General features: G+C 67.3%; 15 protein-coding genes. 12 read left to right on the forward strand and 3 right to left on the reverse strand.

Annotation, left to right across the window (positions count from 1 at the left end; genetic code table 11):
- Window positions 1–107 precede the first annotated feature (107 nt).
- From araB to BLW75_RS02310, 9 genes are all read left to right on the forward strand, one after another.
- A complete protein-coding gene (araB, locus tag BLW75_RS02270) occupies window positions 108–1,781 on the forward strand; it encodes a ribulokinase (RefSeq protein ID WP_034323780.1) in 1,674 nt (557 codons plus the stop codon).
- A complete protein-coding gene (locus BLW75_RS02275) occupies window positions 1,778–2,464 on the forward strand; it encodes an L-ribulose-5-phosphate 4-epimerase (protein ID WP_034323782.1) in 687 nt (228 codons plus the stop codon). The genes araB and BLW75_RS02275 overlap by 4 nt, the downstream gene beginning before the upstream one ends.
- Complete coding sequence (gene araA / locus BLW75_RS02280) at window positions 2,461–3,966, forward strand: L-arabinose isomerase (protein WP_034323785.1); 1,506 nt, start codon at window positions 2,461–2,463, stop codon at window positions 3,964–3,966. The genes BLW75_RS02275 and araA overlap by 4 nt, the downstream gene beginning before the upstream one ends.
- A 26-nt stretch (window positions 3,967–3,992) precedes the next feature.
- Window positions 3,993–5,120, forward strand: coding sequence for a multiple monosaccharide ABC transporter substrate-binding protein (gene chvE, locus BLW75_RS02285; protein WP_034323787.1), 1,128 nt, complete (start codon window positions 3,993–3,995; stop codon window positions 5,118–5,120).
- 4 nt (window positions 5,121–5,124) lie between these two features.
- Complete coding sequence (gene mmsA, locus BLW75_RS02290; RefSeq protein ID WP_198935859.1) at window positions 5,125–6,648, forward strand: multiple monosaccharide ABC transporter ATP-binding protein; 1,524 nt, start codon at window positions 5,125–5,127, stop codon at window positions 6,646–6,648.
- Between the two features lie 3 nt (window positions 6,649–6,651).
- Window positions 6,652–7,899, forward strand: a complete 1,248-nt coding sequence (gene mmsB / locus BLW75_RS02295; RefSeq protein WP_034323789.1) for a multiple monosaccharide ABC transporter permease — start codon at window positions 6,652–6,654, stop codon at window positions 7,897–7,899.
- 341 nt (window positions 7,900–8,240) lie between these two features.
- Window positions 8,241–10,775, forward strand: a complete 2,535-nt coding sequence (locus BLW75_RS02300; RefSeq protein ID WP_034323794.1) for an alpha-L-arabinofuranosidase C-terminal domain-containing protein — start codon at window positions 8,241–8,243, stop codon at window positions 10,773–10,775.
- A gap of 2 nt (window positions 10,776–10,777) precedes the next feature.
- On the forward strand, window positions 10,778–12,235 hold the full coding sequence (locus BLW75_RS02305; protein ID WP_241784144.1) for a family 43 glycosylhydrolase: 1,458 nt from the start codon (window positions 10,778–10,780) through the stop codon (window positions 12,233–12,235).
- Window positions 12,236–12,257: 22 nt separating this feature from the next.
- The gene (locus tag BLW75_RS02310; RefSeq protein WP_034323799.1) at window positions 12,258–15,992 is read left to right on the forward strand and encodes a glycoside hydrolase family 2 TIM barrel-domain containing protein; all 3,735 of its coding nucleotides are present in this window, start codon (window positions 12,258–12,260) and stop codon (window positions 15,990–15,992) included.
- Window positions 15,993–16,011: 19 nt separating this feature from the next.
- Here BLW75_RS02310 and BLW75_RS42100 read toward each other — a convergent pair whose 3' ends face one another.
- The gene (locus BLW75_RS42100) at window positions 16,012–16,167 is read right to left on the reverse strand and encodes a GNAT family N-acetyltransferase (RefSeq protein WP_143055282.1); all 156 of its coding nucleotides are present in this window, start codon (window positions 16,165–16,167) and stop codon (window positions 16,012–16,014) included.
- A 302-nt stretch (window positions 16,168–16,469) separates the two neighbouring features.
- Between BLW75_RS42100 and BLW75_RS02315 the strand changes: the two genes are divergently transcribed.
- On the forward strand, window positions 16,470–16,874 hold the full coding sequence (locus tag BLW75_RS02315) for an LYR motif-containing protein (RefSeq protein WP_034323802.1): 405 nt from the start codon (window positions 16,470–16,472) through the stop codon (window positions 16,872–16,874).
- Here the strand turns inward: BLW75_RS02315 and BLW75_RS02320 are convergent.
- On the reverse strand, window positions 16,852–17,406 hold the full coding sequence (locus tag BLW75_RS02320) for a hypothetical protein (RefSeq protein WP_034323806.1): 555 nt from the start codon (window positions 17,404–17,406) through the stop codon (window positions 16,852–16,854). The two genes, BLW75_RS02315 and BLW75_RS02320, sit on opposite strands and share 23 nt — an antisense overlap.
- Before the next feature lie 40 nt (window positions 17,407–17,446).
- On the opposite strand from BLW75_RS02320, the gene BLW75_RS02325 reads away from it, so the two are divergent.
- Both BLW75_RS02325 and BLW75_RS02330 read left to right on the forward strand, forming a co-directional pair.
- Window positions 17,447–18,793 carry an MFS transporter gene (locus BLW75_RS02325; protein ID WP_034323809.1) on the forward strand — a complete coding sequence of 449 codons (1,347 nt, stop codon included), beginning with the start codon at window positions 17,447–17,449 and terminating at the stop codon, window positions 18,791–18,793.
- A gap of 155 nt (window positions 18,794–18,948) precedes the next feature.
- On the forward strand, window positions 18,949–20,202 hold the full coding sequence (locus tag BLW75_RS02330) for an HNH endonuclease signature motif containing protein (RefSeq protein WP_091596559.1): 1,254 nt from the start codon (window positions 18,949–18,951) through the stop codon (window positions 20,200–20,202).
- A gap of 130 nt (window positions 20,203–20,332) precedes the next feature.
- On the opposite strand, the gene BLW75_RS42670 is transcribed toward BLW75_RS02330, so the two are convergent.
- A complete protein-coding gene (locus BLW75_RS42670; protein WP_158005411.1) occupies window positions 20,333–20,491 on the reverse strand; it encodes a hypothetical protein in 159 nt (52 codons plus the stop codon).
- Window positions 20,492–21,103 lie beyond the last annotated feature (612 nt).

Raw genomic sequence — 21,103 nt, forward strand, 5'->3', positions numbered from 1 at the left:
CCTTCAAACACGTGAGTTACGGCTCCAAACACGCATGATGCGGCTTCAAGCACGCGTGATCGTGGTTTTCGGCCAGAAATGTGAACGCTAACAATGCGGGAGAAGAAGTGAGTACAGGGGAGCCGCTGGTCGTCGGCGTCGACTTCGGGACGCTGTCCGGCCGGGCCGTCGTGGTCCGTGTCCGCGACGGCGCGGAACTGGGCAGCGCGGTTTCGGAGTACCGCCACGGTGTGATCGACCGGATCTTGCCCGAGACCGGGCACGGTCTGCCGCCGGACTGGGCGCTGCAGGTGCCGTCGGACTACGTCGACGTCCTCCGCACCGCCGTTCCGGAAGCCATCCGGGCCGCCGGCGCGGATCCAGCCGACGTGATCGGCATCGGCACCGACTTCACCGCGTGCACCATGGTGCCGACCACGGCCGAAGGCACGCCGCTGTGCGAACTTCCCGAGTTCGCCGGGAATCCGCATGCCTACGTGAAGCTGTGGCGACACCATTCCGCGCAGCCGCAGGCGGACCGGATCAACGCGCAGGCGCGCAAGCGCGGTGAGTCGTGGCTCCCGCGCTACGGCGGGCTGATCTCCTCGGAGTGGGAGTTCGCCAAGGCGCTGGAGGTCTTCGAAGAGGCGCCCGAGGTCTACGACCGGATGCGGCACTGGGTCGAACTCGCCGACTGGATCGTCTGGCAGCTCACCGGGACCTACGTGCGCAACGCGTGCACCGCCGGGTACAAGGGGATTCTGCAGGACGGCCGCTATCCGAGCGCCGAGTTCCTGGAGGAGCTCGCGCCCGGCTTCGGCTCCTTCGTGGACGACAAGCTCGTACATCCGCTGGGTGCGCTGGGCGCCAAGGCCGGGGGCCTGAGCGCCCAGGCGGCGGAGTGGACCGGGTTGCCGGAAGGGATCGCGGTCGCCGTCGGCAACGTCGACGCGCATGTCACCGCGCCCGCCGTCCAGGCGGTGGAGCCGGGGCAGATGGTCGCGATCATGGGCACCTCCACCTGTCACGTGATGAACGGCGCCGAACTGCGCGACGTGCCGGGGATGTGCGGCGTCGTCGACGGCGGGATCGTCTCCGGGCAGTGGGGCTACGAGGCGGGCCAGAGCGGTGTCGGTGACATCTTCGCGTGGTTCGTCGAGCACGGTGTCCCGGCGTCCTATGTGGACGATGCCAGGGAAGCGGGGATCTCCGTCCACGAGTTGCTCACCCGGCTCGCCTCGGTGCAGGAGATCGGCGAGCACGGTCTCGTCGCGCTCGACTGGCACAGCGGAAACCGGTCGGTGCTGGTCGACCACGAACTGTCCGGCGTCGTCGTCGGGCAGACGCTCGCGACCCGCGCCGAGGACACTTATCGCGCGCTGCTGGAAGCGACCGCTTTCGGCACCAGGACGATCATCGAGACCTTCGAGCGTGCCGGGGTGCCGGTCACCGAACTGATCGTCGCCGGTGGCCTGGTCAAGAACCGGCTGCTGATGCAGATCTACGCCGACGTGACGAACCTGCCGCTCTCGGTGGCGGGCTCCGCGCAGAGCCCCGCGCTGGGCTCGGCGATCCACGCCGCCGTCGCCGCCGGAGCGCATCCGGACGTCCCGGTCGCGGCGCTCGCGATGGGCTCGGTACGCCGCGCGGTCCACCGCCCGATCGCCGAAAACGTGAAGGCCTACGACGACCTCTACGCCGAGTACGCCGCGCTGCACGACTACTTCGGCCGCGGTGTCAACGACGTCATGCACCGGCTCGCCGCCCGCCGCCGCGCCGCCAGGAAAGGACAGCACCGATGAGCCTCGCCGTGGAGATCACGGACACCTTCGAAGAACTGCGGGAGACCGTCGCGCGGCTGCACAGCGAGCTGACCCGCTACGAACTGGTCATCTGGACCGCGGGCAACGTGTCGGCGCGTGTGCCCGGGCACGACCTGATGGTGATCAAACCGTCCGGGGTGTCCTACGGCGAGCTGACCGCCGAAACCATGGTCGTCACCGACCTGTACGGCGAAGTCGTCCACGGTGACCTGGCGCCGTCTTCGGACACGGCCGCGCACGCCTACGTCTACCGGCACATGCCGGAGGTCGGCGGGGTCGTTCACACGCATTCGACCTATGCCACCGCGTGGGCGGCGCGCGGGGAGCCGATCCCGTGCGTGCTCACGATGATCGCGGACGAGTTCGGCGGGGAGATCCCGGCGGGGCCGTTCGCGCTGATCGGTGACGACTCGATCGGCCGCGGCATCGTCGAGACGCTGCGGTCCAGCCGCTCGCCCGCGGTGCTGATGCGCAACCACGGCCCGTTCACCGTCGGCCGCACCGCACGGGACGCGGTCAAGGCCGCGGTGATGGTCGAGGACGTCGCGAAGACCGTCCACATCGCTTCCGCGCTGGGAACGCCGGAGCCACTGTCCGAACGGGACGTGGACCGGCTCTACGCGCGCTACCAGAACGTCTACGGCCAGCAGGGAGAGAAGTGAGCACACAGCGGAAGACCGAGGTCTGGTTCCTCACCGGGAGCCAGGCGCTATACGGCGAGGAGACCCTCGAACAGGTCGCGGGCCAGTCGTTGCAGATCCAGCGGATGCTGGCCGACACCGGCCGGATCTCGGCCGGGATCGTCGCGAAGCCGGTGCTGACCGAGCCGTCGGCGATCCGTCGCGTGATGCTCGAGGCGAACGCGGACGACGCCTGTGTCGGAGTGATCGCGTGGATGCACACGTTCTCGCCGGCGAAGATGTGGATCTCCGGCCTGGACGCGCTGCGGAAACCCTTGCTGCATCTGCACACGCAGCTCAACGAGGCGTTGCCGTGGCAGTCCATCGACATGGACTTCATGAACCTGAACCAGGCCGCGCACGGCGACCGCGAGTTCGGCTACATCCAGACCCGGCTCGGGGTGCCGCGCAAGACCATCGCCGGGCACGCGGCGGATCCGTCGGTCGCCGACCGGATCGACGCGTGGGTCCGCGCCGCGGTCGGCCGCCAGACGATCGGCTCGCTCAAACTCGCGCGGTTCGGTGACAACATGCGCGACGTCGCGGTCACCGACGGGGACAAGGTCGAGGCGGAACTGAAGTTCGGCGTCTCGGTGAACACCTACGGCGTCAACGAACTGGTCGCGCTGGTCGACGCGGTGCCCGACACCGAGGTCGACACGCTCGTCGAGGAATACGCCGAGACGTACGCGCTTGCGCCGGAGCTGACCGAGACGGGGGAGCGGCACGAGTCGCTGCGGTACGCCGCCCGGATCGAGAAGGGTCTTCGCACGTTCCTGACCGACGGCGGTTTCGGCGCGTTCACCACGAACTTCGAGGATCTCGGCGGCCTGCGGCAACTCCCGGGGCTCGCGGTGCAGCGGCTGATGGCCGACGGCTACGGCTTCGGCGGCGAGGGCGACTGGAAGACGTCCGCGCTGCTGACCGCGGTGAAGGCGATGGGCCGCGACTCCGAGCGCGGAACGTCCTTCATGGAGGACTACACCTACCACTTCGGTCCGGGCGAACCGAAGATCCTCGGCGCGCACATGCTCGAAGTCTGCCCGAGCATCGCCGCGGCCAAGCCTTCGTGCGAGATCCACCCGCTCGGGATCGGTGGCCGCGAGGATCCCGTCCGGTTGGTGTTCGACGCCGCCGCCGGTGACGCCGTGGTGATCGGCCTGGCCGATCTCGGCGACCGGTTCCGCCTGGTGGCCAACGAGGTCGAGGTCGTCGCGCCGGACGAGCCGCTGCCGAATCTGCCGGTGGCGCGCGCGGTGTGGAAGCCGGCGCCGTCGTTGGCGACGTCCGCCGAAGCCTGGATCACCGCGGGCGGGCCGCACCACACGGTGCTCACGCAGGCCGTCGGCGCCGAAACGATCCGGGATTTCGCCACCATGCTCGCCGTCGAACTGCTGGTGATCGATCAGACCACGACCCCTGCCTCGATCGCCGACCGGATGCGCTGGAACCAGGCCTACTACCGGCTCGCACAAGGATTCTGATCGGTCCCCACCGGAGAGAAGGAACAATGAAGTTCACGAAACTGGCCACACTGGCCGTGGCGGTCGGCCTCGGTGCCGCGCTCACGGCCTGCGGTTCGAGTGAGAAGACCGTCGATCAGCAGGCGGCCGCGAGCGGTGCCGCGGGCGGCCTGGTCGGCGTCACCATGCCGACCAAATCGTCGGAGCGCTGGATCCACGACGGTGACAACATCAAGGCGGCGCTGGAGAAGCTGGGCTACCAGGTCGACCTGCAGTACGCCGAGGACGACATCCCCACCCAGGTGAACCAGATCGAGAACCAGATCACCAAGGGCGCGAAGCTGCTCGTGATCGCCTCGATCGACGGCACCGCGATCACCACCCAGCTGCAGGAGGCCGCGGACAAGAAGATCCCGGTCATCGCCTACGACCGGCTGATCCGCAACACCCCGAACGTCGACTACTACGCGACCTTTGACAACTTCAAGGTCGGCGTGCAGCAGGCGACGTCGCTGCTCACCGGGCTCAAGGTGCTCAAGGAGGACGGTTCGCCCGGTGAGGGCAAGGGACCGTTCAACGTCGAACTCTTCGCCGGTTCACCGGACGACAACAACGCGACGTTCTTCTTCAACGGCGCCATGTCGGTGCTGAAGCCGTATCTGGACAACGGGACGCTGGTCGTCAAGAGCGGCCAGACCGCGTTCAACGTCGCGGCGATCCTGCGCTGGCAGGCGGCGACCGCGCAGCGGCGGATGGAAGACCTGCTGACCAAGACCTACAGCTCCGGAGACAAGGTGCAGGGCGTGCTCTCGCCGTACGACGGGCTTTCCATCGGGATCCTCTCGGCGCTGAAGAGCAACGGCTACGGCACCCCGGGCCAGCCGTACCCCGTGGTCACGGGCCAGGACGCCGAGGTCGCGTCGGTGAAGTCGATCATCGCGGGCGAGCAGTACTCGACGATCTTCAAGGACACCCGCAAACTCGCCGAGACCACGGTCAAGATGGCCGACGCGGTGCTCAAGGGCGGCAAGGCCGAGACCAACAACACGACCGACTACAACAACGGCCAGAAGGTCGTCCCGGCGTTCCTGCTGGAGTCGGTGATCCTCAACAAGGGGAACTACCAGAAGGAACTCATCGACTCGGGCTACTACAAAGCGGAACAGCTGAGGTAGCGACGTGACCGACGAAATCCTTCGGATGCGGGGGATCACCAAGACCTTCCCCGGCGTCAAGGCGCTGCAGGACGTCAACCTGTCGGTGCGCCGGGGAGAGATCCACGCGATCTGCGGCGAGAACGGCGCGGGCAAGTCCACGCTGATGAAGGTGCTCTCGGGCGTCTACGCGCATGGCTCGTACGACGGCGAGATCGTCTTCGACGGCGAGCCGTGCGCGTTCTCCGCGATCCGTGACAGCGAACGCCGCGGCATCGTGATCATCCACCAGGAACTCGCGCTGTGCCAGCAGCTGTCCATCGCGGAGAACATCTTCCTCGGCAACGAGAAAGCGCGCGGCGGGCTGATCGACTGGAACCGGACCAACTCCGAGGCAGGCGAGCTGCTGCGGCGCGTCGGCCTGCGGGAGAACCCGGTGACACCGGTACTCGACATCGGTGTGGGCAAACAGCAGCTGGTGGAGATCGCCAAGGCACTGTCCAAAGAGGTCAAACTGCTGATCCTGGACGAGCCGACCGCGGCGCTGAACGACGACGACTCGGCGCATCTGCTCGAACTGCTGCGCGGCCTCCGCGACGACGGCGTGACCTGCGTCCTGATCTCGCACAAGCTCAACGAGATCGCCGCCATCGCCGATTCGATCACCATCCTGCGGGACGGCAGGACGATCGAGACGCTCGACGCGAGCACGGTGACCGAGGACCGGATCATCGCCGGGATGGTCGGCCGGAAGCTGGAGAACCGGTTCCCGCCGAGGGAACCGCGGATCGGTGACGAGGTCCTCCGGATCGAGGACTGGACCGTGCACAGCCCGACGCAGCACGGCCGGGTGGTCGTGGACGGCGCGAGCCTGACGTTGCGGCGCGGCGAGATCGTCGGTCTCGCGGGGCTGATGGGCGCCGGCCGGACCGAGCTCGCGATGAGCGTCTTCGGCCGCTCGTACGGCAAGGACATCTCCGGTCGCCTGATCAAGGACGGCAAGGAGATCGAGGTGCGCACGGTCGGCGACGCCGTCGCCAACGGGATCGCGTACGCCACCGAGGACCGTAAACGCTACGGGCTCAACCTCATCGAGGACATCCAGCGCAACATCTCCGGCGCGGCGCTGGGCAAACTCGCCCGGCGCGGCTGGGTGGACGAGAACGAAGAACATCGTGTCGCGGAGGAATTCCGCAAGAGCATGAACATCAAGGCACCGGACGTGCGCAGCGTGACCGGCACGCTCTCCGGCGGCAACCAGCAGAAGGTCGTGCTGTCCAAATGGATCCTCACCGATCCGGACGTGCTGATCCTCGACGAGCCCACCCGCGGCATCGACGTCGGCGCGAAGTACGAGATCTACACGATCGTCAACCGGCTCGCCGACGAGGGGAAGGCCGTCCTGGTCATCTCGTCCGAGCTGCCGGAGCTGCTCGGTCTGTGCGATCGGATCTACACGTTGTCGGCGGGCCGGATCACCGGTGAGGTCGGCCGGGCCGAGGCCACCCAAGAGGTCCTCATGCGGGCGATGACCAGGGAACAGGAGTAAGACATGAGCACCGCCTCCGCCGACACCGTCACCGGTGTCGGTGACCAGCAGGGAGCCGGGCAGGCCAGGGCGCCGCGCCGGATCTCGTTCAACCCGCGCGAGAGCGGCATCTACGTCGCGTTCGCGCTGATCGTCGTGTTGTTCTCGTTCCTCACCGGCGGCGCGCTGCTGGAACCGCAGAACATCTCGAACCTGATCGTGCAGAACTCGTACGTGCTGATCCTCGCGATCGGCATGATCCTGATCATCATCGCCGGGCACATCGACCTGTCGGTGGGTTCCGTGGTGGCGCTGACCGGCGCGATCTCGGCCGTGCTGATGGTGAACATGGGCATGGCGTGGCCGATCGCGCTGCTCATCACGCTGGCCGTCGGCGCGGTGATCGGGGCATGGCAAGGGTATTGGGTCGCCTACTTCGGCATCCCCGCGTTCATCGTGACGCTGGCGGGGATGCTGATCTTCCGCGCGCTGACCCTCACCGTGCTCGGGAACCAGGGCATCGGCCCGTTCCCGGACGAGGTGCGGACGCTGGCGAACGGGTTCACCGGCGGCTACCTCGGCAACATCGGGCTCGGCCCGCTCGGCGGTGCCGACGTCGTCAGCCTCCTGGTGGGCGCGCTGGCCATCGCGGGCGCGGTCGTCTCACGGTGGCGCAAGCGGACGGCGCGGCTGAACTACCTGCAGGAGGTGGACCCGCTGCCGATGTTCCTGTTGAAGATCGTCGCGGCGGCCGCCGTGGTGCTGTTCGTGGTGGTGCAGCTGGCGCGGTACAAGAACCTGCCGTGGGTGCTGATCCTGCTGTCCGTGCTGGTGATCGGCTACTCGCTGGTGACGACGCGGGCGGTGTTCGGCCGCCACATCTACGCCATCGGCGGGAACCTCCAGGCCGCGACGTTGTCCGGGGTGAAGGTCAAGTCCGTGACGTTCTGGATCTTCGTCAACATGGGCGTGCTGTCGGCCCTGGCGGGGATCATCGTGGCCGGACGGCTCAACCAGGCCGGGCCGACCGCGGGCAACATGTTCGAACTCGACGCGATCGCCGCGGCGTTCATCGGTGGCGCCGCGGTCCAGGGCGGGGTCGGCAAGGTCGTCGGCGCGATCACCGGCGGCCTCATCATGGGCGTGATCAACAACGGGATGTCCCTCATCGGCGCGCCGACCGAGAGCGTGAACCTGGTCAAGGGTTTCGTGCTGCTCGCTGCCGTCGCCTACGACATCTGGACGAAACGGCGGGCTCGCACCGCCGCCTGACGGTCGTGAGTAGCGATCCGAGGGAAGGTCAAATGTCGCGTGCCGCGTGCCGGAGACCGGCCTGTCGGGCTGATCGGCGGCCTCACTGTCCACAAGGGACACCAAGACCGCCTTGCGTGCCCGATTTGGGCGCTTTGCTTGAGGGTCGTGAGTGTCAATGGTCGTTCTAACCCTCTTTATCACTCACGACCCGCGCGAGAACCGGACTTTATAACATCAATCGGGCGCGCAATCGGTGCGAAGTGTCCCTTGTGGACACTTCGCACCGGGTCAGCCCTGCGCGAGAGGGGTGCTGACCCGAATCGCCACTCATGACTCGCAACGTCGCGAAAGGAAGTGCTGTGCGCAGCAGGTCAACCCGGATCAGTGTGCTGTCCCTGACCATCGCCGCCGGTGTCCTCGTGCCCGTTCAGACCGCTTCGGGCCAGACACCGACGACCGACTACAGCCTCGCCGTGGACGCGGCGGGACGCGGTGCCGCGATCGACCGTTCGATGTACGGCGTCTTCTTCGAGGACATCAACCGCGCCGCGGACGGCGGGTTGTACGCGGAACTCGTGCAGAACCGCTCCTTCGAGTACGACAAGGCCGACAACGCGTCGTACACGCCGTTGACGTCGTGGGCACCCACGTCGCTCAACGGGGGCATCGGCACGGCGACGGTGGCCGACGACGACCGGCGGCTCAACGAACGGAACCGCCGCTATCTCAAGCTCGACCTCGTCGGCGGTGAGTACGGCGTCGCGAACTCCGGCTACAACTCGGGCATCCGGGTCGAGAAGGGTAAGCAGTACGACTTCTCGGTCTTCGCGCGTACAGATCGCGCGGCGGGCACCCCGCTCACCGCCGCCGTCACCGATCCGGCGGGCAAGGCGCTCGCCGATCCGCTGCGGGTGCAGGTCCGCGGCGACGGCTGGGTGAAGTACACCGGCGCCTTCCGCGCGCGGGAGTCGAGTGCCCTGGGCAGGCTCGCGCTGACCGCGTCCGGCGGTGGCACGTTGCGGCTGGACATGGTGTCGCTGTTCCCGCGCGACACCTACAAGAACCGGCCCAACGGCATGCGGGCCGACCTCGCCGAGAAGATCGCCGCGCTCAAACCCGGTTTCGTGCGGTTCCCCGGCGGCTGCCTGGTCAACACCGGCAGCCACCAGGGTTACGAGGCGCCGAACTGGGAGCGGAAGCGTTCGTACCAATGGAAGGACACCATCGGCCCGGTCGAGCAGCGGGCCACGAACGCGAATTTCTGGGGCTACAACCAGTCCTACGGCATCGGCTACTACGAGTACTTCCAGTTCTCCGAGGACATCGGCGCGATGCCGCTGCCCGTGGTGCCGGCGCTGGTCACCGGCTGCGGGCAGAACAAGGCGACCGACGACCCGGCGCTGCTGCGGCGGCACATCCAGGACACCCTCGATCTGATCGAGTTCGCGAACGGCCCGGTCACCTCGACCTGGGGCAAGAAGCGGGCCGAGATGGGGCATCCGGCGCCGTTCAACCTGACGCATGTCGGCGTCGGCAACGAGGAGAACCTGCCCGACGAGTTCTTCGCCCGCTTCACCGAATTCCGCAAGGCGATCGCGGCGAAGTACCCGGGGATCACGGTGATCAGCAACTCGGGACCGGACGACACCGGCACGACGTTCGACCGGCTGTGGGACCTGAACCGGAACGCGAAGGTCTCGATGGTCGACGAGCACTACTACAACAGTCCGCAGTGGTTCCTGCAGAACAACCAGCGGTACGACACCTACGACCGCAACGGCCCGAAGGTGTTCCTCGGCGAGTACGCGTCGCTGGAAAACAAGTTCGGCAACGCGCTGGCCGAAGCCGCGTACATGACCGGGCTGGAGCGGAACGCCGACGTCGTCAAGCTCGCGTCGTACGCGCCGCTGCTGGTGAACACCGACTACGTGCAGTGGAAACCGGACATGATCTGGTTCGACAACCAGCGTTCGTGGGCTTCGGCCAGTTACGAGACGCAGAAGCTGTTCATGACCAACGTGGGTGACCACGTCGTCCCGAGCAAGGCGTCGGCCACGCCCGCCACGGTCGCGCCGATCTCGGGCGCGATCGGACTGTCCACCTGGGCGACGAGCGCGGCCTACGACGACGTCAAGGTCACGTCGGCCGGCGGGGCGCAGCTGTTCTCGGACGACTTCTCCGGTGACGACTCGCGCTGGTCGAAGGTGGCCGGACGGGGCTCCTGGGCCGTGTCGAACGGGGCCTACGTCCAGTCCGACCAAGCCGCCGAGAACACTCTGGTGACCGCGGGGGATCCGGCTTGGAGCAATTACGACTTCTCGGTGAAGGCGACCAAGACCGGCGGCAGGGAAGGCTTCCTGGTCGCGTTCGGCGTCAAAGACACCGGCAACAACTACTGGTGGAACCTCGGCGGCTGGAACAACACCGTCTCGGCCGTCGAGAAGACCGAAGGCGGGGGTAAATCGACCCTGCTCCAGAACGACACCAAGATCGAGACCGGCAGGCAGTACGACCTGCGGGTCGAGGTCCGTGGCCGTCAGGTGACGTTGTTCCTCGACGGGCAGAAGTGGGGCTCGTTCACCGACGACAAGGTCGCCGAGCCGTTCCGCCAGGTCGTCACCCGCGACGTCAAGACCGGCGAACTCGTGGTCAAGGTCGTCAACGCCCAGGCCTCGGCCGCCCGGACCCGCGTCGATCTCGGCACCCGTGTCCAGCCGGGTTCCACCGCCCGCGTGACGACGCTCCAGGGCTCGCCGGACGACGTCAACACGGCTTTCAGCACGCCGATCGCGCCCCGTGAATCGCGGTTCTCCGGCGTGTCGAACACCTTCACCTACACCTTCCCGTCGAACTCCGTGACCTTCCTGCGGTTCCCGGCCCGAGTGAGGGGATGACCATGACCATCGACCGTCGTGACCTGTTCAGAGCCGGAGGCGGGCTCCTGGCCGTCACCGCCGTCGGCAGCCTGGCGCCGGGTAAGGCCCAAGCCGCCGAGGCCGCTCCCGCGTCGCTGACCACCCGGAATCCGCTGGTCGAACAGCGGGCCGACCCGTTCGTCACCCGGCCGGTGAACGGGATGTACTACCTGACCGGTTCGGTACCCGAATACGACCGCATCGTCGTGCGCGGCGCCGCCACGATCGACGGCCTGGCCACCGCCAGGGAGACGACGATCTGGCGGCGTCCGTCGTCGGGCAAGATGGGCGGCCACATCTGGGCGCCGGAACTGCACCGGATCGACGGGCGCTGGTACGTCTACTTCGCCGCGGGTGACTCCGACGACGTGTTCCGCATCCGGACCTACGTACTGGAGTCCACTGCGGACGATCCGCGCGCGGGTACCTGGGTGCTGCGCGGGCAGATGGTGACCAAGTGGGACACCTTCACCCTCGATTCGACGACGTTCGAGCATCGCGGCAAGCGCTACTTCGCCTGGGCGCAGAGCGAACCCGGGATCGCGACCAACAGCAACCTGTACCTCGCCGAGATGGCCTCGCCGCTGGCGCTCAAGGGCGATCCCGTCCGGCTCGCGGTGCCGACCCTGCCTTGGGAGATCCAGGGCTTCAAGGTCAACGAGGGGCCGGCGGTGCTCATCCGCAACGGGCGGGTGTTCATGACCTACTCGGCGAGCGCCACCGACGCCCGGTACTGCATGGGCTTGCTGACCGCGGACGAACGGTCGGACCTGCTCGACCCGCGTTCGTGGACGAAGTCACCGCAGCCGGTGTTCACCACGAACGAGGCCACCCGGCAGTACGGGCCGGGGCACAACTCGTTCACCGTCGCCGAGGACGGCTCGGACGTGCTCGTGTACCACGCCCGCGACTACCGCGACATCACCGGCGATCCGCTGTACGACCCGAACCGGCACACGCGGGTGCAACGGTTGTACTGGAACGACGACGGGACACCGAGTTTCGGTGTGCCGGTGGGCAAGGGCGGGCCTTGCGTGCGACTGTCCCCGTTGGACGATCCGGCGTTGTACGTGCGGCACTACGAGTACCGGCTGACCGCCGACGGCAACGTCCGCGAGCTCGCCGATTCGCAGTTCCGCATCGTCGCGGGGTTCCGTGGCGCGGGCACCGTCGCCCTGCAGTCGGTGAACTTCCCGGACCGGTACGTCCGGGTCGTGGACGCGACGACCGTGCGGATCGATCCGTACGAGGAGAGCGACGCGTACGGCCGGGCGGCGAGTTTCACCCAGGTGCCGGGCCTTTCCGACCGGCTGGCGGTGTCGTTCCGCCTCCCGGGTGAACCTGCCACCTATTTGGCCCACGACAAGGGAAGGATCTTGGTCTTCCGTCCCGGTACCGCGGTGCGGGATCGTCAACGGGTCAGCTTCCGGCTCAGCTGAACTCTCTGGGAGGTTGAACGCAGTGCTGCGAACACGCCCCATCGTCCTGGTCCTGGCGATGCTCGCCGGGACCCTCGTCGCGGCCGTCACTCCGGCCGTCGCCGACGTCCAGTCCTATCTCGACGATCCACGCAAAGTCGCCGAAGGCCAGGAGCCACCGCACGCATTCCTTCGCCCCTACGCCGACGTCTCGGCCGCGGCCCGCCGAGATGAACGCAGTCCCTACACCCAGTCGCTCGACGGCAAGTGGCGGATCGCGATGGCGGACAACCCGTCACAGGTACCGGCGGGATTCCATGAGGACGGCTACGACGCGTCGCGCTGGCGCGAGGTCTCCGTCCCGCACACCTGGCAGACGGACGGTCTGGACCACCCGATCTTCCGCAACATCGCCACCGAGATCCAGCCCGACGACCCGCCGCGCGTCCCGCGTGACGTCAACCCGACCGGCGCCTACGTCCGTGACTTCACCCTGCCCGCGGACTGGACGGAACGCTTGACCTTCCTGCGCTTCGAGGGTGTCACGTCGGCGTACTTCGTCTGGGTCAACGGGAAGTACATCGGCTACGACCAGGGCGGCTACACACCGGCGGAGTTCGACATCTCCTCCGCGCTGCGCCCGGGCCCGAACCGGATCGCCGTGCAGGTGCACCGCTGGAGCGCGGGCGCCTATCTGGAGGACGTCGACCAGTGGCGGTACTCGGGCATCTTCCGCTCGGTGACCCTGCATTCGACGCCGGGCACGTTCATCCAGGACGTCGGGCTGACGACCGACCTCGACGCGACCTACACCGACGCCACCCTCAAGGCCACGGTCGAGGTCGCCACCAAACCCGGTGGCACCACGGGCCGGCACCGAGTCGGGCTGAGCCTGCGCGACGCCGCAGGCAAGGAGGCCGGGACCGCGAGCGGGGAGGTGGATGCGGGTGGCAAGACCACGCTGAACCTGCCCGTCCGCAATCCGGCGAAGTGGACCGACGAGACACCGAACCTGTACACGGCCGTCCTCACACTGACCGCTCCCGACGGCCGCGTCACGCACATCACCAGCGAGACGGTCGGGTTCCGCGAGATCGAGATCCGCGACAAACAGCTGCTGGTCAACGGGAAACGGGTGCTCTTCAAGGGCGTCAACCGGGCGGAGACCGACCCCGACCACGGCAGGCACGTGCCCCGGCGCGCGCAGGAACGCGACGTCGCGCTGATGAAGCAGCTCAACGTCAACGCGGTCCGCACCTCGCACTACCCGTCGGATCCCTATTTCTACGAACTGGCCGACCGGCACGGGCTGTGGATCGACGACGAGATCGACATCGAGACCCACAACCACGAGAACTGCGCTCAGTACTGCCAGGCGAACGACCCGGCGTGGCGTGACGCGTTCTTCGACCGCATGATCGGCATGGTCGAACGGGACAAGAACCACCCGAGCGTGTTCCTGTGGGACACCGGCAACGAGGCGGGCCTCGGCGCGCATCACTTCGCGTTGGCGGAATGGCTGGACGCGAACGAACCGACCCGGCCGATCTACCACCAGTCGAACAGCCCGGACGGGGACGCGCCGTTCGCGGACGTGTGGGGTCCGCGGTATCCGTCTCCGGAGAAGTTCGCCGAGCAGGCGAAGAACACCACCAAGCCGCTGATCTTCGGCGAGTACGCCCACGCCATGGGCAACAGCCTCGGCAACTTCCGGGAGTTCTGGGACACGATCCGGGCGAATCCGCAGACCCAGGGCGGGTTCATCTGGGACTGGGCGGAGCAGAACATCCGGCAGCGGATCCGGATCACGCCCGATTCGTCGGGCAACGACATCTCGGCGCACCTCAGCGGGAAGCCGGAGCTGGTCGACGGCCATCGCGGCAAGGCGCTGGCCCTGTCAGGCCTGGACGATTTCGTCGAGGTCTACCGCGACCGGAAGCTCGACATCACCGGGAAGGCGCTGACCCTCGACGCCTGGGTGAAGCCTGGGAAGTGGACCGGCGATTTCCGCATCCTCGGCAAGGGCGACCACCAGTACGCGCTCAAGATGAAGACGCAGGACACCCTGGAGTTCTTCATCCACAGTGGAACGTGGCAGGCGGTGCAGGCGAAGGTGCCCGCCGATTTCTACGGCAACTGGCACCGGGTGAGCGGCACCTACGACGGAACCGCCTTGCGGCTCTATCTCGACGGCAAGGAGATCGGGAGCAAACCGTTCACCGGCGCGATCGACTCGTCTTCGGCGGAGGTCAACATCGGCCGTGACTTCGAGACGTCGTGGAACGACCCGTCGAGTATCGGCTGGATGGGTCGCGGCGCCGTCGACGACGTCCGCATCTACGACAAGCCGCTGTCCGCGGCGGAACTGTCCGGCTCCACCCCGGCGGGCGGTGCCGTCCTGGCGCTGGACTTCGACAGCGTCGCGGACCGGGGAAGCCACCTGTCCTACGGCTCCAGTCTGTCCGGTGTGGACGGTCTGATCGACTCGGATCGTTCGGCGCAGCCGGAGACCGCGCAGATGGCGTGGGCGCATCAGCCGCTCCGGTTCGCTTACTCGGGTGGTTCGTTGTCGGTGGCCAACGAGCGTCAGTTCAAGGGCACCGACGAGCTGAACCTGCGGTGGCGGATCCAGGAAGGCTCCCGGATCGTCGCCCGGGGCGAGCAGCCGTTGCGGGTCGCCGCCGGGACGACCGGGCGGATCGCCGTGCCCGTGCCGCCGAATCCCTCGGACCGTGAGCGGTTCCTCACCGTCGAGGCGGTGACGACCCAGGGCGAGCCGATGCTCGCGCGAGGGCACGTGCTGGCACACGACCAGTTCTCCTTGGGCGGAAAGCGGATTCCCGGGCTGGACCGGAGTCCGCTCGACGGGAAGTCCGTCGGGGTCGTCGAGGACGCGGGTTCGGTGACGGCGTCGGCGGCGGGTGTCACGTACAAGGTGGACAAGGCCACCGGCGCGCTGGCGTCCATCCGGCACCAGGGCAAGGAACTGCTGACCGCCGGGCCGAAGCTCGACGCGTGGCGGGCGCCCATCAGCAACGAGACCTTCGCCTGGGGCAGGGCCGAGGGCGAGGACTGGCGTAAGGCCGGTCTGGATCGCTTGAAGACCACGGTCACCGGGGTGCGGGTCGAGAAGGACGGCTCGCGTGGCGTGCGGGTGATCGTCGACAGCCGGGTCGCGGCGCCCGACGTCGCGGGGGCGTGGTTCGACCAGACGATGACCTACGCCGTCGACCGGACCGGGACCTTGAGCCTCGGCAACCGGGTGGTGCCGCAAGGGAGCGTGCGCACACTGCCGTATCTGCCCCGGATCGGAGTCTCGCTCGCGGTACCGGACCGATACGACCGGTTCACCTGGTATGGGCGAAAAGCCGAGAGCTACGTCGACCGCAAGGACGGCACGCCGATCGGCGTGCAGTCGAGCACGGTGGACCAGCAGTACGTCGAGTACCACCGGCCACAGGACCACGGCAACCACACCGACAGCCGGTGGGCGCTGCTCACCGACGGCCGGACCGGTGGCCTGCTGGTCGGCGGCGCGAACGACGTCAGCGTGACACCGTTCGACGATCTCGACCGGGCGGCGTATCCGTTCCAGTTGCAGCGCAACAAGGGCTGGTTCACGCTGCACGCGAGCCACGCGGTGACCGGGGTCGGTGACACGCCGAACCCGGTGCGGGAACGCAGTCAGGTCCAACCGGACAGCACGTACGAGTACACGCTGTCGCTTCGGCCGTTGACCTCGCAGGAAGCGCGAGCGGGGCTGCCGGAAGGCGGCTGACCTACCGGGCGGGATCCCTTCACTGCACGGTGAAGGGATCCCGCGCGGCGAAGAACTCGTGCTCCCGTAGCCGCCCTTCGACCTGGGGCCCGAGTCGCCGATGCGGTGCGATCGACGCCTCGTTGGACGCGTAGATGTGCACTTCGCATTTGTGGCATCGACGCTCGCCGAACATGGAGGTGAGCAGAATCCGGGCGGCGTCCGCGGCGTTGGTGGTCGTGACCGGCCTGCCCGTCGATCGGCGCCGGAACCCACGAGTTCCCGGTCTTCGAGGGTTTCGATGGCGAGCAGGACTCGTCCCCCTCGCGCTCTTTGGCCGACTGGGTCTCCGCCACTGCCGCACAGGCGGACCTTGTCACCGGCCCAGAGCGAAGTCATGGGCATGCTGCTTCGTCCGGGTGATGTCGGCACGAGGCACGGTTCGAGGCCGTCCGCTGTCGCTAGTCTCGATCTTCGACTGCGAGGGAGATTGAATTCATGGCGGAATGGGCCGATCTGGTCGCGTTCGTACGGCACGAATATCGGGTGGTGAAGGACGAAACGGACGAAATTCGCATCCGGTTGTCCTATGGTGACGACGACTACGAAGAGCGGGCCCAGACCGTGGTCATCGCGCGGGAGGTCTTCGACCGCCGTGAGGACTGGGTGCAGATCGCGACACCGTTCGCGCGGGTCAGCGAGGTCGACCTGGAGTCCGTGCTGACCGAGATCGGCAACACGATCGTCGTCGGGGGACTGGTGGTCATGGGAGAGCACCTGGTGCTGCGCCATTCCCTGCCGTTGGTGAACCTCGACATCAACGAGTTCACCGACCCGCTCGAACTCGTCGCGGGTTCGGCGGAGCTGCTCGAGCAGCAGTTCACCGGACGCGACGACTACTGAGCCGGGTGACCTCTTCGAACGAGGTCACACGCTCGCATTCCTCTTCCGTGAGCTTGTTGATCGTTGCCCGGTACGCCTGCGCTTGAGCCGTACCGGGCAGCTCGCCCTCGAGGAGTAGCGGAAGGCCGAGTTCGAAACCACAGCGGGCCCGCGCACCGTAGCGGTGCCGGGTGCGGGCGACCGCGGTGGCGACGCGGAGCCCGTGCTCGGTGCCCGGCGGTGTGGCGGGCCTGTCGGTCTCGATGGCCGCGAACCGGAAGCCGTTGGCCTGGTCGCATTTCTCACAGCCGACGGGACCCGCGCCGAGCCCGTTGCCGCAATCGATGCAGGTCAACCTGTCGAAGGCGGCGTCGACGACTCGCCATTCGAACACGGAAGTGTCGGCGACGACCGATTCGGCGAGGTCGGTTTCCTCTTTCGTCCCGGCGGTCACCTCGTATTCCGCGAGGAACGACCGCCACCGGTCCTCGATGCTCGCTTCGACCTCGGTCAAAGCCTCGGCGGGGGCACCGCCGCGCGGAAGTGCGGTCATGGCACGACCCTAAACCGCGATCGTCGTTAAGGTGTGCGCTATGGGGCCGTCGAGATGGGGTGGGCTCGCGGCGCTGCTCGCGGGGTTCTTCGTGCTCTTGCTCGACACGACCATCGTCGCGGTGGCGAGCCCGAGCATCCAAGCCGATCTGGGCGGGGATGTCGCCGCGCTCTTCTGGGTGACGGCGGGCTATCTGCTGGCGTTTTCGGTTCCGCTGCTGGTCGCCGGTCGTCTCGGCGATCTGTTCGACCCCAAGCGGGTCTACCTTTTCGGCATGGGAGGCTTCGGCGTCGCCTCGGCACTGTGCGGGCTCGCGCCGTCGATGGGCTGGCTCATCGCGTTCCGGATCCTGCAAGGCCTGGCGGCGGCCGCGATGGCACCGCAACCACTCACGTTGATCCGACGGCTCTTCGCCGAAGACGAGCGGGGCCGCGCTTTCGGCATCTGGGGTTCGGTCGCGGCAGCGGCCACCTTGCTCGGCCCCATTCTGGGTGGGTTGCTGACAGCGAGCCTGGACTGGCGCTGGATTTTCTGGGTCAATGTGCCGCTCTGCGCCGTCGCCGTCGTCCTGGGCATCCGCCTGATTCCGGGAAGCCAGGGGAGTAGCACACGCTTCGATCTGCTCGGAGCCGCGTTGAGTACGGCGGGCCTGAGTCTTCTGGTGTGGGCCCTCCTGTCGTGGAGCCCGCTTTCTGTGCCTGCGACCGCCCTCGCCGGTGTGCTGCTCGTCTTTTTCTGGTTTCGGGAAAGGGGTCAGGGCGAGGATGCCCTTGCTCCTGTGGGGCTTTATCGCTCGTCCGGGTATTTGTCCGCGAGTCTCGCGATGGCATCGCTCGGCGCGACGGTTCTCGCGATGGCACTGCCCACCATGCTTTACGTCCAAGAGATCCGCGGTTTCGGTCCGATGGAAGCCGCGATGGTCCTCGCGCCGGACGCGGTCGTCGCGATCCTGTTGTCCCCGCCGGCAGGCCGTTGGGTCGATCGGGTGGGCGGGCGACGCCCGGCGATACTCGGCATGAGCCTGCTCGCTACGAGTATCCTGCTCATCGGGTTGGTGGTGGTGTTGAGCCTGAATCCCTGGTGGATCTCGGTGGGCGCCGCGTTTCTGGGTGCTGCCAACGCGATGGCATGGTCACCGCTGTCCGCCATCGCGATGGCATCCGTCGAACCCGATGCCGCGGGCGGCGCCTCGGGTCTGTTCAACACGGTCCGGCAGGTGGGTGCGGTGACCGGAGTGGCCGTGACCGGCGCGATCCTGGCGTGGCTCGAATCACGGCCGGCCTTGGCTTTCGCTGTCGTCTTCGGGTTCGTCGGTCTCGTCGCCGTTGGAGGTGTCGCGGCCGCACTTCGGCTTCCGGGGCGCTCGCGAGTTGTCGAGGGGGTCTGAATCCTCCGCAATTAGTCGGCTAATTGCCTTTCGGGGGCCTTGCGCAGAGTGATTCAGGTCGACGGCCTGATTCACTCTTCAGTGGTTCCTGTTTCTTTTTGGCGGTTGCTTAAAATTACGAACACGTGTTCGATGAATTGCGGTATTCTGGAGGGGTGTCCGAGACTTTCCTTCCCGAGTTGCCGCAGGAGTTGTGGCGCGCTGGCAAGCTGGAGCTTGCTCATGGCGTGCAGCAGTCTTTGCGGGTGATTCGGATGGCTACCGCGGGTTTGGGGCGGTATTTGGCGGAGGTCGAGTCTCGGGGTGTCAAGGATTTGTACGGGTATGGCCGTACGGCTGCATGGTTCGCGGATGTGGCGGGGTTGTCGGTCGGTGAGGCGGGTGCGGTGGTGAAGCGGGCCATCGCGTTAAACCCGTCCCGGGCGTTGGACGGCACCGAGGTTCCGGCCGCGCTGCCCACGACCGCTGCGGTTGCGGCCGAGGGGTTGGTCGGGGATGAGCGGATCGATCAGATCCTGGAGATCTTGAAGAGACTTCCGGCCGACACCTCAGTGGAGGATCGGGCGAACGCGGAGAAGATTCTCGCCACCCTCGCTCGCGACGCTGGTCCTCGCCAGTTGGCGGACGCTGAAGCGAACCTTTTGGCGTTACTGGACCCCGACGGGAACGAGCCGAAAGACCCGGAACCTGCTGAGCCGCGCCGGGAGATCACCCTGGAGCGCCGCAAGGACGGGTTCTGGAAGCTGACCGGGTTGCTCGATGACGAGACCGGTGCCCGCACCGCCGCCGCACTCGAGGCCTACGCCCAGCCACGACCCGTCGACGAGTTCGGCCAGGCGGACCTGCGGATGAAATGCGAGCGCATGGGTGACGCGTGGGTCGATCTCCTCGACCTGGCGATCGCCTGCCCGGACCAGCCCGGTACCAGCGGGTACCGGACGTTGGTGAACGTCACCATCGGGCTTGAGGAACTCAAATCCGGTCTCGGGACCGCGTGCCTGGATTTCGTCGGCACGATGACCGCGAGGGAAGCCCGCCTCGCTGCCTGTGACTGCCTGATGCTGCCGGTCGTGCTGAGCGCCGCGGGTGAACCCCTCGATGTGGGGCGACTCAGACGGTTCGTCACACCGGGCCAGCGCCGGGCGTTGAACATCCGCGACGGGGGTTGCGCGTTCCCTGGCTGTCATCGGAAACCCAAGAATTGCCATGCTCACCACATTCATCACTGGGCAGACGGCGGGCCGACGGATCTTCGGAATCTGGTGCTGCTCTGCGGATTTCATCACCGGTTGATCCATCACGGTGACTGGGAAGTACGGATGGCGGCCGACGGGTTACCGGAATTCATCCCGCCTCAGTACCGGGATCCGCTCCGACATCCCCGCCGCAACACCCTGCATCGCGTCTGAGCCCCGAGGAGCCCGTCGGCCACACCGGCGACGGGCCCCTCGGCATGCCTCGAGCTGGCGCGTCACCGGCTGCGGGCTACTGTGCGGCGGATGTCTCGCCGGGCTGCTCAGTGCGCTCCGCGAACTCGTCTCACCCGACGACGAACGGGGCCTGGTCGCCGAGCTGGGGAATCCCCCTGTCCCGGCAGCACACGATGGCCGCCAGCAGCGACGTCACCGCAGCCCCGGCGATCAGGCCGATGCCCTCCCACAAGGGAGCCAGCGAAATCAGCTGGGTTCTGGCGTCCACGATCTCTACCTGGGCGCGTGAGGTACACGAGTGCAACCCGCACCTGCTTCCGCCGACCGAGTCAACCGCGGGCACGGCCCGATGGCTGATCGGATTGCTCGCATTGCACCTGCACCCGGACGCCGGCGAGCTGCACGACGAGATCACTCATGTCGTCGCTCGGATGCGCCGGGTCATCGACCGCCCACCCCGACCGGATCTACGCCGGACCGTGTGACGCGCTGGTCCACGGCGAGAGGTGCCCCGATCACCTCTACGCGCGGTCAGCGTCGGGTGCAGTGTGACAGCTGCACCGCCCGAACACGACGTCGAAGAGCGGCGGGCCTGGATGATCCGGTACGGGGTCGACCTCAGGGTTACCGCGCCGTTGCGTTGGGCTGGACGCGGCTGCTCCTGGACAAGACCATCCCGCGTAGTACCTGGGACTTCTGGGGGAACCGAGGTCGGATCGTCCCCGCACGGCACCAACGCGCGGGGACGGCCTGTGTTCCGGCTCGATGATGTCAGCGACCTCGCGCTTGCGCACGTAAGCCACGTCACGCGGCCTTGCGGCTGGCTGACCTGGATGCAAGATCCTACTTGCGACCTTGCACTCTTCTGATCACAGTGGCT

The organism is Amycolatopsis lurida (genome assembly GCF_900105055.1).
Taxonomy (GTDB): Bacteria; Actinomycetota; Actinomycetes; order Mycobacteriales; family Pseudonocardiaceae; genus Amycolatopsis; species Amycolatopsis lurida.